This window comes from Lentzea jiangxiensis, assembly GCF_900104175.1.
Lineage (GTDB): Bacteria > Actinomycetota > Actinomycetes > Mycobacteriales > Pseudonocardiaceae > Lentzea > Lentzea jiangxiensis.
This window is the reverse complement of sequence record NZ_FNIX01000001.1, coordinates 1,427,438-1,439,403: the sequence shown is the minus strand read 5'-3', so window position 1 is coordinate 1,439,403 and position 11,966 is coordinate 1,427,438. Positions and strand designations below refer to the sequence as shown.

Here is an 11,966-nt window from a genome sequence, read left to right as displayed (position 1 = left end):
TCGCATGAGTTCACTCGAAGGCGTGGTGATCGCGGACTTCAGCCGCGTGCTGGCGGCGCCGTACGCGACGATGGTGCTGGGTGACCTCGGTGCCGAGGTCGTCAAGGTCGAGCAGCCCGGCAGGGGCGACGAGACCCGCACGTGGGGTCCGCCGCACTACGAGGACGAGGCGACGTACTTCCTGTCCGTCAACAGGAACAAGACGTCGGTGCAGATCGACCTGTCCACCGGGGCGGGCCGGGAGCGGGCGCGCGAGCTGATCGCGCGGGCGGACGTCGTGGTCGAGAACTTCAAGCCGGGCACGATGAAGAAGTTCGGGCTGGACTACGAGTCGCTGGGGCGTGACGACCTCGTGTACTGCTCGATCTCGGGGTTCGGTTCGGGCAAGGGTGCGGACCTGCCCGGTTACGACCTGCTCGTGCAGGCCGTGGGCGGGTTGATGAGCGTCACCGGGCCCGGCCCGCACGCGCCGGTGAAGACCGGCGTGGCGCTGGTCGACGTGCTGACCGGTCTGCACGCGTGCGTCGGAATCCTGGCGGCGCTGCGGCACCGGGAGGCGACCGGGCTGGGTCAGCTCGTCGAGCTGGACCTGCTCACGGTGTTGTTGTCGAGCATGGTGAACCAGAGCGCGGGCTTCACGCTGGCCGGTTCGGTGCCACAGCCGATGGGCAACCGGCACCCGTCGATCGCTCCGTACGAGGTGTTCCCGACGGCCGACCAGCCGATCGTGCTCGCGGTGGGCAACGACCGGCAGTTCCGCCGGTTGTGCTCGGTGCTGGACGTGCCGGAGCTCGCCACGGACGAGCGCTTCGTCACGAACTCCGACCGCGTGCAGAGCGTGGATGCGTTGTTCGAGGTCCTCTCCGCCCGGCTGCGGTCGCGGCCGGCCCAGCACTGGTTCGAGACGCTGACGCCGCTGGGCGTTCCGTGCGGGCCGGTGAACGACGTCGCGCGCGCGTTCGCGCTGGCGGAGTCGCTGGACCTCAACCCCACCGCGACGATCGGCGACATGACGCTCGTCGCGAACCCCATCCGCCTGTCGCGCACGCCGGTCACCTACCGGCTGCGCCCGCCGAAGCTGGAGCAGTGACGTGCAGGACCCGTTGGAGCTGCTGGACATCCCGTCGTTGCTGAGCGACGAGGAGCGCGACATCCAGGCCACCGTGGCGGCGTTCCTGTCCGACCATGTGCGGCCGCACATCGCCTCGTGGTTCGAGGAGGGCGTCCTCCCGCGCGAACTCGCTCGGGAACTGGGCAAGCTGGGCGTGCTGGGCATGCACCTGGAGGGGTACGGGTGCGCCGGGACGTCGGCGCTGGCGTACGGGCTCGCCTGCCTGGAGCTGGAGGCGGTGGACAGCGGCATCCGCAGCTTCGTGTCCGTGCAGGGCTCGCTGTCGATGTACTCGATCTGGAAGTACGGGTCGGAGGAGCAGAAGCAGGAGTGGCTGCCGCGGCTGGCCGCCGGTGAGGCCATCGGGTGTTTCGGGCTCACCGAGCCGGACTTCGGTTCCAACCCGTCCGGCATGCGCACGCGGGCCGTGCGGGACGGCGGGGACTGGGTGCTGAACGGCACCAAGACGTGGATCACCAACGGCGGTCTGGCGGACGTGGCGACCGTCTGGGCGCGGACGGAGGAGGGAATTCGAGGATTCCTCGTTCCTCGGGGCACACCGGGATTCTCCACCCGGGACATCAAGCAGAAGCTGTCGATGCGAGCATCCGTCACTTCCGAGTTGGTGCTGCAGGACGTGCGCCTGCCGGAAAGTGCTCGGCTGCCGCTCGCGACCTCCTTGCGCGCTCCGCTTTCCTGCCTGAACGAGGCACGGTTCGGAATCGTGTTCGGGGCCGTCGGCGCGGCGCGGGACTCGTTGCAGGCCGCGCTCGAGTACTCCGGCACGCGCGTCCAGTTCGACAAGCCGATCGCCGCTTTCCAGCTGACCCAGCGCAAGCTCGCGGGCATGACGGTGCAGGTCGGCAACTCGATGCTGCTGGCGCTGCACCTCGCGAGGCTCAAGGAGGCCGGCACGCTGAAGCCCGAGCAGATCAGCGTCGGCAAGTACAACAACGTCGAGTCGGCCATCGCCGTCGCCCGGGAAAGCCGCACCATCCTCGGCGCGAACGGCATCTCGCTCGAGTACTCGCCTTTGCGCCACGCCAACAACCTGGAATCGGTCCTTACTTACGAGGGGACCTCCGACATCCACCTGCTATCCATCGGCCACGCGTTGACCGGAATCGCATCATTCCGCTGATCGTTCGCCCTATCCTGCACCTCGCCATCGGTTCGCGGGGTAGGAGGGCGTTCTGCCGGAAGAGACAAACAGCCGCAGTGACGCACGCCGCAACCGCAAGCGATTGCTGGAAGCCGCGACGCACGTCCTGCGGGCTGAACCAGCAACCGCGACGATGCAGTCCATCGCGCGTGAAGCGGCGCTTTCGCAAGCGACGGCCTATCGGCACTTCCCGTCCGTGGAGGCGCTGGTAATCGCGTACCACGAGGACGTCATAGCGTCGTTGGTCGAGCACGGCGAACGGTCTCGCAAGACCGGCAAAGAACTGTTCGAGCACCAGGCCACGCGCTGGGTGAAGCTGCAGAGCGTGCACGGTCCGGTGATAGTGCGGTTCTGGTCCCAGAAAGGCTTTTTGGAACGCCTCCACGGCGGCGACGGAATGACCACGTTGTCATGCAGCGCGTGGGACCAGGCGTTGCGCGGCGTGCTGATCGACCTCTCGCTGCCCGATTCTTTGCTGAACGTGGCGCGCTTCCTGCACAACGCCCTGTTCGACCCGAGGGAGATCCTCGACCTCACGAAAACCGCCGGACTACCCGACGAGCAGGTGGTCCGGCGGCTCTCCGACGCGTTCTACGGCGCGTTGAAGGGCTGGGCCTCGAACTAGATGCCGAGCGGGAGCACCCACTTGAGTTCGGACTTGACGTTCGGGCGGCCGTCGAGGGGGTTCTCCCCGGCGATGCCACCGGCCGCGATCTTGTCCAGGGTCTTCAGGCCCTCGGGCAGGATCTGGCCGAACACCGTGTAGTTCGGGCGCAGGGTCGAGTCCGACTGCACGAGGAAGAACTGCGAGCCGTTCGTGTCCGGGCCGGCGTTGGCCATCGCGAGCGTGCCGCGCGGGTAGATGCGGCGCTGGCCGGTCGGGTCGTTCGGCACGGGCTCGAGATCCGTCGGCAGCTCGTCCTTGTACCTGTAGCCGGGGCCGCCCTCACCGGTGTTGGACGGGTCGCCGCACTGCAGCACCTTCAACGTCGGGTACGCGGTGAGGCGGTGGCACTCGGTCTGGTTGTAGAAACCGCGGAGCGCCAGGTGGATGAAGCTGTGCGCCGTGCACGGCGCCTTGCTGCGGTCGAGCAGCAGTGGCACGTCGCCCTGGTTGGTCCTCACCTTGACGAGGACCTTGCCCTTGGTGAACCACGGGTCGCGCGGGATCGTGACCGGACGAGCGGCCGGCTCCTCCGGGGTCGCGGTGTAGCCGCAGTCCGGCCTGGCCACCTGCTCCTCGGCGGCCGCGGTGCCCGTGGTGATGAACCCAACGGCCAGTGCCGCCACTGCCAGACCAGCTGCGATTCGCCTCATGCGCGTTTCCTAGTGGAGCCGGAGGCGGCCCGGCAAGGGTTAACGGATCACTCATTCGTCCATGTCCGCGGTGATCTCGTACTCCCAGGCCGCCTCGGAGCCGGAGCCGGTGATCTTCTTCAGGCGGAACTTGCACATCACCTGCCCTGCTGTGGCTTCACCTTGCCGAGGGCGTTGGCGAGCAGGCCTCGGTTCCGCACCGGCAGGTCCACGACCTCGGTCGATGAGTTGCCGCCAGGCACGGTGAGCGACACCTCGGCCCGGCGATGCTCTCGATGTCGTAGAAGGCCTCGTAGGTGTAGCTCTTCGAGCCGCACGCCGTGAACGCCGCAGGGGAATAGCAACAGGAGTTTCTTCATTGCGCGAATTCTGGTGGCGGGCGGCGCGGCTTCTGTCCGCAGACCGGTTGCGGGTCCTGCTTGTGGTCGACCAGCCGGGTTTGCCAGGCCCAGTCGGCGATGTCGATGCGGTTGCCCGCGTCCAGTTTGGTCTGAACGCTCGTCAGGTGCGTCTCTACCGTGCCGACGGAGATGAACAGCTTCCGTGCGATTTCGGCGTTCGTCCTCCCGATCGCGGCGAGTTTCACGACATCGACCTCGCGCGGAGAGGCTGCGCGGCTGTTGCCGCGCAGGCGAGTTCGTGTACTGCGACAAACTGGTCATCGCGACCCTGACGAGCGCGAACACGCTGCCTGAGGTCCGCGGTGACGTCGATGTCAAGGCGCTCGAAGCGGCCGGGCTCACGTACGTCCTGCCCTGCCAGCACGCCGAGAACGCGCTGGTGCAGCGGTCCGATGTGGAGGGTGAACCGGTCGGTGCGCTGGCCAACGGTGATCGCGGTGGTGGGAGCAGGCTCGGCCACGGCGTTGTATCGAGTGGCCGTTGCAAGTATCTGTGGTCGCTGTCGGCGTGGTGGTGCTCGTTCTCGCCGCACTCACAACTGGTGCGGGCTGCCTGCCCGCCGCGCGGCGCGGGTGAGCCCGGTGGCGGCACTTCACTCGATCCAGTGAGGTGTTCCGGATCCGAGACCGGGTACCCGCGCTCCATAGGGAGGTGATGCAGTCATGGGCTTCGAGGAAATGAAGGACAAGGCCAAGGACCTCATCGGCCAGCACGACGACAAGGTCGACCAGGGTGTGGAACGTGCTGGGCAGTTCGCCGACGACAAGACCGGCGGCAAGCACACCGAGCACATCGACCAGGGCGAGGACAAGCTCAAGGAAGGCCTCCGGAACTTCGGCGGCCAGCAGCAGTAGGACAGGTCTGCCCGGCGTGGGTCTCCGAAGGCTGTGCATGCGGTTGGTTCGCATGTGAGTTACGCCTGATCGGACGATCCCGCGTCTGCGTGCGTGCACGCGAGCCCGAGTCACTTCCGCGATCCCGGCAGCACGGTTACCGTCGTTCGCCGGGATCGCGGAGGTGGAAGTGGATCCGAGCGGTGTGAAAAGGGCGGCACGGCTGACCGCGTTGGCCGCGTTGTGCCTGGTCACCGTCGTCCTGCTGCTTCCCGCAGCCATCAGCGTGAGCACCGGCGGGGCCGTACCGGGGTTCATCGGCGAGTTCGGGCGGTGGCTGTGGCCCGCGGTCGGCGCGATGGTGCTCGTCGCGATCGGCCTCGCGCTCTGGGAGCGGGTCCGCGGGCACGAGACCAGCAGCCGGACCGCCGCGCTCAGCCGGGTCGAGTCGCGGGTGAAGGCGCTGCTCGCGTCTTCGCTGGCCGCTCAGACGCAGATCAAGCTCGGCGTGCTGAAGCAGCCCCGGCTCGCCGTGCGGGTCGAGGGCGAGGGAATCTCCTCCTCTGATCTCGAAGCCGTCTACGACCGCCTCGGTCACACCATGGTCCTCGTCGGGCCGGTGGGCAGCGGGCGGTCGACGTTGTTGCACGAACTGTGCCTCGCGCTCGTCGAACGGGCGCGCAACGACCCCGAGGCACCGATTCCCGTCGTCGTGGACTTGGCGACCTGGCGTGCGTACGGCACGCGCAAGCCGACTGAGTTCACCTCCTGGCTGCTGCGGGAGATGAACCTGCGTTACGGCATCAGCCGTTCGGCAGGCACGATCTGGCTGCGCCGGGAACGCGTCGCGGTCCTGGTCGACGGCCTGGACGAGGTGCCGCGCGTCGATCGGGCGCACTGCGAGTCCGAGCTCGCGCCCTTCGCCTCGGTCGTGTGCTCGACAGGTCCGATCGAGAACCTGCCGTCGGTGTTCGTCGAGCCGTTGTCGCGCGGCCAGGTGCTCGAGTACATCGCCTCGGTCAGCCCTCGTCTTGACAGCCTGGAGTCCGCTCTCACCCCGGAGATCTGGGAGCGGCTGGACTCACCGCTGGCGTTGAACCTGCTGGCTCTCACGCACCTGGACAAGCAGGTCGACACCATCGGCACCGACTTCGTGGGTTCCTTCGTGGTGGAACGGCTCTCCGGGCAACGCGGTGCGGGACCCACCATTCGCGCGTTGAAGTTCCTCGCGCGGTTGGACAGACCAGACCTCGGCGCACCCGTGCACATGCCTCACCGTCGTGCTTGGCTTCCACTGCTACCGACGCGTCCGTTGTGGTTGTTGTTCATCCGCGCAGTCCCTGCCGCGTACGCCGGTGGTGTGTCTGCCGTGGCGTTCATGACCGGACTGCGCCTCGGGCTGTGGTCCGCTCTGGTGTTCGTAGTCACGGCGTCCGCGTTGCTCGTGATGGTGAACAAACTGCCGCACGTCTTCCACCCACCCGGACGCGCGCATGGCATCATCACGGCCGCGTTGGCATTCCTCGCCGGCGTGCTCGCGGGATCGTTGGTCGGGCTCGTCGGACTGTGGCTGGGCGAGATCGGAACGTCGTGGCCGTATTTCGTGACTTACGTGTTCGTGGTGGTGGCGTCATTCTTCTTGGCGTTGGGGTTCATACCGGGTGACGCGCCCGTGCCGTGGGCGGTGCTGATCGCCGCCGCGCCCGGCGTCGCGATGATCTGGACCGGCCCCTACGCGGTGCTGTCGGGCATGGGGCTCGGTTTCTCCGCAGGCGTGGCGGGCGGCGTTTTCGCGGCTGCCGTAGGGCGCGTGTGGCGCACGGTGCGTCCGGCGCAGCATCAACGGATGCGGCTCGGGCGGCCGTGGTGGGTCCAGCCCGCCATCCCGGTTCTCGGCGCGGCCGGTCTGCTGGGCGGGATCGGCGCGACGGGATCATGGGGCACCGCGCTGGGCGTCGCACTGGGTTTGCTGGTGACCCCGACCGCCGCTCGTGACTACGTCTGGCCGTTCGACGCGCTGGCGGAAGTCGCCGCCGAGGGCGTCACCAGGCCGCTGTCCCTGGGCGAGTTGTCGTTCCGCCGCAAGGCTTTGCTCCACCTCGCGCAGGACAGGCTGCTGCTCACGCGAGTCGACGGCGAGTACCGCTTCACGCACGTCGCCCTGCGCGACCACCTCGCGTCGTGCGACCCGACCGCGCTGGTCCGGGCCACGCGCCGTTGAACCTTCTTGATCCGCGGGCCGTACGCCTCGCAGGAGAGGTGGGGTGGTGCACATGCGCTGGTCACGGGGCTGGATCGCGGGCGCCGGGGTGTTCTTCGTCGTGGCGGCCATCGGGGGAACGGCTTTCGCGCTCTCCGGATCCGCCGCGCCCGCGCCACAGCCGGACTTGGCGGGCAAGGAGGTGTGCGGCGGGCAACCGGTGCGCGCCGTCGCCTCCACCGGACCGGCGGGTGTGTTGTCGGACCGCTTTCCCGTCGGCACGTCGTTGCGCGTCACCAATCTCGCGAACGGCCGCGCGGTCACCCTTGCGGTCGTCGCGGAGTCCGGCGGCTGCGCGGTGCTGAACACCGCGGCATTCGATGCTGTGCGGTCAGCCGATTCCGATCGGGATGGTTCGGAGAACGTTCTTCGCCGGGTGCGCGTGGAAATCGTCGGGAACGCGCCCGCACCGATTCCGACGACCAGAACCCCGGTGTCACGAGTGCGTGCTTCCGGAGTGGTCGGGCAGGTCGTGTGCGACGGTGCGACCGTCGGGTTGTCGCCCGTCGGCGGCGCGCCCGGTGCGTTCTCGTCGCAGCTCCCCGTGGGGACTTCGGTGCGGGTCACCAACCTCGACAACGGCAAGCAGTCGACGGTGCGGATCGTCGGCGTCGGACCTGCCTGCGTCGTGCTGAACAGCGAGGCGTTCGCGCTCGTCGGGGAGTCCGGCAAGAGCGTGATCAAGCGCGTTCAGATCGAGAAGGTGACCTGAGCCGGTCCCGACGCCAGAGGGTCACAGAGCGCCGGTGGACGGGTTGCCGGTCGTGTGAGCTGGCGGGCGAGCAAGGGCGCAGGCGTCTGGCGCGATGGCCGGCGAGCCGGCGTGGGCCGGTCGGCAGCGGAGCAGGTGCCCGAGGTGGCGGCGGTGTGGCACAGGGCCTCGGCACGGCTGGAGGCCCGGCTCACCCCAGCAGTGCCGCGCGGCCGTGCCGGCACGGCCGCGATCGGCGCATGGTCCTGTGGTCGCCGAGCGGCCCGGTCACCAGTCCATCGGCTCGTCGGGCTCCTCCGGCTCGGGCCACTCGTCCGCCGCGCCGTCGCCCGCCCCCCACGCCGCGCCGCCGGTGCTGGTGGTGCGCGGCTTGGACCTGGCGGGCGGAGGCGTGGCCGGGGCGGGTGCGGCGGAACCGGCGCCCGCCACCACCTCCAGGATCTGCTCGCCGTACTTCGCCAGCTTGGCCTGGCCCACGCCGCTCACCTCGCCCAGCGCGGCCAGCGAGCCGGGCCGGGAGGCCGCGATGGCCTTCAGGGTGGCGTCGTGGAAGATCACGTACGCCGGGACGCCCTGCTCGCGGGCCTGGCCGGCGCGCCACTCGCGCAGCTGCTCGAACAGCGGGCCCGCGTTGGCGGGGAGGTCGACCTTCGGCTTGGCGGCGGGGACGGAAGCCGTGCGCGTCGTCGAGCGGGTGGGCGTCGGGTCCTTGCGCAGCTTCACTTCGCGCTTGCGGCCCAGGACCTCGGAGCTCGCTTCCGTCAGCACCAGGGTCGAGTACTCGCCTTCCACGGCGAGCAGCCCCTGCGCCAGGAGCTGGCGGACCACACCGCGCCACTCGCTCTCGTTCAGGTCCTCGCCGATGCCGAACGTGCTGAGCTGGTCGTGGTCGAACTGGATCACCTTGGCGGTCTTGCGGCCCAGCAGGATGTCGATGGTCTGGCCGGCGCCGAACTTCTGGTTCCGCTCCTTGCGCAGCCGGTAGACCGTGGAGAGGATCTTCTGCGCCGCCACGGTGCCGTCCCACGACTCCGGCGGCGTCAGGCACGTGTCGCAGTTGCCGCAGGGGACGCCGGACTCGCCGAAGTACTCGAGGAGCATCGTGCGGCGGCACGTGATCGTCTCGCAGAGGCCGAGCATCGCGTCGAGGTGCGCCTGCGAGCGGCGCCGGAAGGCCAGGTCGCCTTCGGACGACTCGATCATCTTGCGCTGCTGCACCACGTCCTGCAGGCCGTAGGCGAGCCACGCGGTGGACGGCGAGCCGTCGCGGCCCGCCCTTCCCGTCTCCTGGTAGTAGCCCTCCACCGACTTCGGCAGGTCGAGGTGGGCGACGAAGCGGACGTCCGGCTTGTCGATGCCCATGCCGAACGCGATGGTCGCGACCATGACCAGACCGTCCTCGCGCAGGAACCTGGCCTGGTTGCGCTGGCGGACCGACGCGTCGAGGCCCGCGTGGTACGGCAGCGCGGGGATGCCGTTGGCCACCAGGAACTCCGCCGTCTTCTCCACCGACGCGCGCGACAGGCAGTACACGATGCCGGCATCGCCCTGGTGCTCGCCGCGCAGGAGGTCCAGCAGCTGCTTCTTCGGCTCCTTCTTGCCGACGATGCGGTACTGGATGTTCGGCCGGTCGAAGCTCGAGACGAACTGGCGGCCGTCGCCCAGGTCGAGGCGCGTCAGGATCTCCTGGCGCGTCGCCTCCGTCGCCGTGGCGGTGAGCGCGATGCGCGGGACCTTCGGCCAGCGCTCGTGCAGGTGCGTCAGCGAGAGGTAGTCGGGCCGGAAGTCGTGGCCCCACTGGGAGACGCAGTGCGCCTCGTCGATCGCGAACAGCGCGATCTCGCCCTGCTCCAGCAGCTTCAGGGTGGCCTCGGACGTCAGCCGCTCCGGCGCCAGGTAGAGCAGGTCGAGCTCGCCGTTGACGAACTCGGCCTCGACCATCCTGCGCTCGTCCCACGACAGCGAGGAGTTCAGGAAGCCCGCGCGCACGCCCAGCGCCCGCAACGCGTCCACCTGGTCCTGCATCAGCGCGATGAGCGGGGAGATCACCACGCCCGTGCCCGGCCGGACCAGCGCCGGAACCTGGTAGCACAGGGACTTGCCGCCGCCCGTCGGCATGAGCACGAGCGCGTCGCCACCGGCGATCACGTGCTCGACGATGGCGGCCTGGTCGCCGCGGAACTCGGGGTACCCGAAGACGCGCTGCAGGACCTGCAGCGCGTCTCCGAGGTCGACACCGTCGACACCGTCGGTTGAACCCATGTCGCCGATGCTAGCGAGCAGCACCGACAGTCCGGTTCGCTAGCCCAACGCACCCTTCGTACCAGCGGAAACACTGCTCGCCACCAGCGGAGCCGTCGAGGCGGCCGGCACCGGGCCCTTCACCGGGACGCGCACCGAGGTGTCCGCCAGGTCGACGGTGAGCCTCGGCAGCTGGCTCGGCCGCACGATCGCGCTCGAGTCGGTGCCACCGATCAGCAGGCCCAGCCGGTGCCCCGCCGGAACCACGTGGTCCGTTGTGGACAGTCGGAACGTCATGCGGTACTTCGTCTCCGGCGTGATCGTGCGCGGCACCGAGAGCGACTCGTAGTTCGCGAGGTCCGCCCATCCGCGCGCGATGATCTGGGCGTCGACGTTGCCCGCCGTTGCCTCCGTGTCGCGGTAACAGGCGTCGTCGCCCGTGCGGCTCTCGCCCCAGCACGACTCCGTGGTCAGCGTCCGGATGCCCTCACCGGTCCGCACCCGAGCCGGGCCGTAGTCGACCAGGTACGCCGTGAGGTGCGCGGTCCGCGTGGACGACGACACCCCGACCGTGATCGACGAGGTGCCCGCGACGCGCAGGTCCGACGTCAGCGGGGCGGTCGAGTAGAGGACCCGGCCGGTGTTCGAACCCGACAGCCAGGTGGAGGGCGTCGCGCTGCCGTTGTCGGTGAACGCCGCCGTTCCGGTTCCCGCTGTCGTGCCGAGCCCCGCGGCCGAGGGACGCAGCACGGTGCTGACGGTCCCCGCAGGAGGCCACGTCTGGTCGTCGGCCCACTGGCCCGGTGCGCGTTCAGCGGACACCTGCGGCTCGTTCTCGATCCCGTTCTGCACGTTCAGCAGCCAGCGGTCGAACCACCGGTGCAACGTCGGCACCCACTCGCTGCGCCGGAAGTCGAACGGGTCGACGTGCGCGGTCTGCGAGAACCACAGCTTCTTCGGCACCGACGCGGGCACGGCGTCCCAGAACTGCCCGTACTGCAGCGTCTTCACGTTGAGGTCGTTCAGGCCGTGGATCGCGAAGATGGAGGCCTTCACGCGCGAGGCGTTGCGCACGAAGTCACGCGCTTGCCACATCGACGTGTAGTCGCCGTTGGCGGGAGAGCCGTTCGTCATCTGCGTGCGCACGGCGCCACACCGTGAGCGCGCGTTCGAGTTCTCGAACTGCGAGCCCAGCCCGGTCGGCGAGCTGTAGCCGGGGTACGCGACGCCGTCCGAGCGGAACCAGTCGTACCAGGAGCTGATGGCCGCGATCGGCACGATGGTCTTCAGGCCGTCGATGCCGGTCGCCGCGACGCCGTTGGCGATCGAGCCGTCCCACGACTTGCCGATCATGCCGACGGCACCGGTCGACCAGGAGGCGGACTTCGTCGTGGAACCGGTCAGGGTCGAATAGCCGGTGCGCCGGCCGTTGAGCCAGTCGATCACGGCGGTGCCGGACGCGATCTCCGACTGGCCGCCGACGTCGACGCAGCCGCGCGACCGGTTCGTGCCGAGGAAGTCGACCAGCACCACGGCGTAGCCGCGAGGGACGAAGTAGTTGTCGTAGAAGAGCGGGAACTTCACCGGCACACCGGCGGAGTCGTAGGTCTTGACCTCGGACTCGTTGCCCCGGCCGGCGCTCTGGTAGTAGGGGCTGGCGTCCATGATCACGGGCACGCGCCCGGTCGTGGACGGCCGGATGACGTCGGCGGCCACCCTGTCGCGGGTGCCGTCGCCGTCGAGGTCGAGCCCGGAGTCCACGTAGACGGTCTCGCGCACGGCGTCGGCCATCGAGTGGATCGGCGCGGACACGCCACCGGACAGGGTGAACGCGGGTGTCGCCGCTGTGGCAGGGATGGGCGTCAGGGTCAGGGCCCCTGCTAACGCCACTACAACACGAACACGCTTCATGAAGATTCACGCTAAAGA

At 69.1% G+C, this 11,966-nt stretch carries 12 protein-coding genes; 6 read left to right on the top strand and 6 right to left on the bottom strand.

Translation table 11 applies throughout. The annotated features are described in order from the left end of the window. Positions 1 to 4: 4 nt before the first annotated feature. From BLQ91_RS07075 to BLQ91_RS07065, 3 genes are all read left to right on the top strand, one after another. Positions 5 to 1,090 (top strand): CaiB/BaiF CoA transferase family protein, encoded by a 1,086-nt coding sequence (locus BLQ91_RS07075; RefSeq protein ID WP_090095755.1) that lies wholly within the window; start codon positions 5 to 7, stop codon positions 1,088 to 1,090. 1 nt (position 1,091) lies between these two features. Continuing rightward, complete coding sequence (locus BLQ91_RS07070) at positions 1,092 to 2,252, top strand: acyl-CoA dehydrogenase family protein (protein ID WP_090095754.1); 1,161 nt, start codon at positions 1,092 to 1,094, stop codon at positions 2,250 to 2,252. Between the two features lie 103 nt (positions 2,253 to 2,355). Beyond that, a complete protein-coding gene (locus BLQ91_RS07065; protein ID WP_281199259.1) occupies positions 2,356 to 2,898 on the top strand; it encodes a TetR/AcrR family transcriptional regulator in 543 nt (180 codons plus the stop codon). On the opposite strand, the gene BLQ91_RS07060 is transcribed toward BLQ91_RS07065, so the two are convergent. From BLQ91_RS07060 to BLQ91_RS07050, 4 genes are all read right to left on the bottom strand, one after another. After that, complete coding sequence (locus tag BLQ91_RS07060; protein WP_090095752.1) at positions 2,895 to 3,590, bottom strand: peptidylprolyl isomerase; 696 nt, start codon at positions 3,588 to 3,590, stop codon at positions 2,895 to 2,897. The two genes, BLQ91_RS07065 and BLQ91_RS07060, sit on opposite strands and share 4 nt — an antisense overlap. A gap of 137 nt (positions 3,591 to 3,727) precedes the next feature. After that, complete coding sequence (locus tag BLQ91_RS40125) at positions 3,728 to 3,949, bottom strand: hypothetical protein (RefSeq protein WP_143022544.1); 222 nt, start codon at positions 3,947 to 3,949, stop codon at positions 3,728 to 3,730. Next, positions 3,946 to 4,176: a response regulator transcription factor gene (locus BLQ91_RS07055; protein WP_218130161.1), complete on the bottom strand. Its 231-nt coding sequence runs from the start codon at positions 4,174 to 4,176 to the stop codon at positions 3,946 to 3,948. Before BLQ91_RS07055 ends, BLQ91_RS40125 begins: the two co-directional genes overlap by 4 nt. Next, complete coding sequence (locus BLQ91_RS07050) at positions 4,173 to 4,451, bottom strand: hypothetical protein (protein WP_090095750.1); 279 nt, start codon at positions 4,449 to 4,451, stop codon at positions 4,173 to 4,175. The genes BLQ91_RS07055 and BLQ91_RS07050 overlap by 4 nt, the downstream gene beginning before the upstream one ends. 202 nt (positions 4,452 to 4,653) lie before the next feature. On the opposite strand from BLQ91_RS07050, the gene BLQ91_RS07045 reads away from it, so the two are divergent. The 3 genes from BLQ91_RS07045 to BLQ91_RS07035 all read left to right on the top strand — a co-directional run bounded on the left by BLQ91_RS07045 (position 4,654) and on the right by BLQ91_RS07035 (position 7,796). Continuing rightward, complete coding sequence (locus tag BLQ91_RS07045; protein ID WP_090095749.1) at positions 4,654 to 4,845, top strand: antitoxin; 192 nt, start codon at positions 4,654 to 4,656, stop codon at positions 4,843 to 4,845. 169 nt (positions 4,846 to 5,014) lie between these two features. After that, entirely contained in the window at positions 5,015 to 7,045 is a 2,031-nt protein-coding gene (locus BLQ91_RS07040; protein WP_143022543.1) for an NACHT domain-containing protein, read from the top strand. A gap of 52 nt (positions 7,046 to 7,097) precedes the next feature. Next, complete coding sequence (locus BLQ91_RS07035) at positions 7,098 to 7,796, top strand: RlpA-like double-psi beta-barrel domain-containing protein (RefSeq protein WP_143022542.1); 699 nt, start codon at positions 7,098 to 7,100, stop codon at positions 7,794 to 7,796. A gap of 267 nt (positions 7,797 to 8,063) precedes the next feature. On the opposite strand, the gene recQ is transcribed toward BLQ91_RS07035, so the two are convergent. Both recQ and BLQ91_RS07025 read right to left on the bottom strand, forming a co-directional pair. Next, the gene (recQ, locus tag BLQ91_RS07030; RefSeq protein WP_090096062.1) at positions 8,064 to 10,058 is read right to left on the bottom strand and encodes a DNA helicase RecQ; all 1,995 of its coding nucleotides are present in this window, start codon (positions 10,056 to 10,058) and stop codon (positions 8,064 to 8,066) included. Between the two features lie 39 nt (positions 10,059 to 10,097). Beyond that, positions 10,098 to 11,948 (bottom strand): Xaa-Pro dipeptidyl-peptidase, encoded by a 1,851-nt coding sequence (locus tag BLQ91_RS07025; RefSeq protein ID WP_090095746.1) that lies wholly within the window; start codon positions 11,946 to 11,948, stop codon positions 10,098 to 10,100. Between the last annotated feature and the right edge of the window lie 18 nt (positions 11,949 to 11,966).

Excerpts from the sequence above, each read along its gene's own strand:
- BLQ91_RS07075 (WP_090095755.1), top strand. The coding sequence starts at position 5 with ATGAGTTCACTCGAAGGCGTGGTGATCGCGGACTTCAGCCGCGTGCTG.
- BLQ91_RS07060 (WP_090095752.1), bottom strand. The coding sequence starts at position 3,590 with ATGAGGCGAATCGCAGCTGGTCTGGCAGTGGCGGCACTGGCCGTTGGG.
- BLQ91_RS40125 (WP_143022544.1), bottom strand. The coding sequence starts at position 3,949 with ATGAAGAAACTCCTGTTGCTATTCCCCTGCGGCGTTCACGGCGTGCGG.
- BLQ91_RS07045 (WP_090095749.1), top strand. The coding sequence starts at position 4,654 with ATGGGCTTCGAGGAAATGAAGGACAAGGCCAAGGACCTCATCGGCCAG.
- BLQ91_RS07035 (WP_143022542.1), top strand. The coding sequence starts at position 7,098 with ATGCGCTGGTCACGGGGCTGGATCGCGGGCGCCGGGGTGTTCTTCGTC.
- recQ (WP_090096062.1), bottom strand. The coding sequence starts at position 10,058 with ATGGGTTCAACCGACGGTGTCGACGGTGTCGACCTCGGAGACGCGCTG.
- BLQ91_RS07025 (WP_090095746.1), bottom strand. The coding sequence starts at position 11,948 with ATGAAGCGTGTTCGTGTTGTAGTGGCGTTAGCAGGGGCCCTGACCCTG.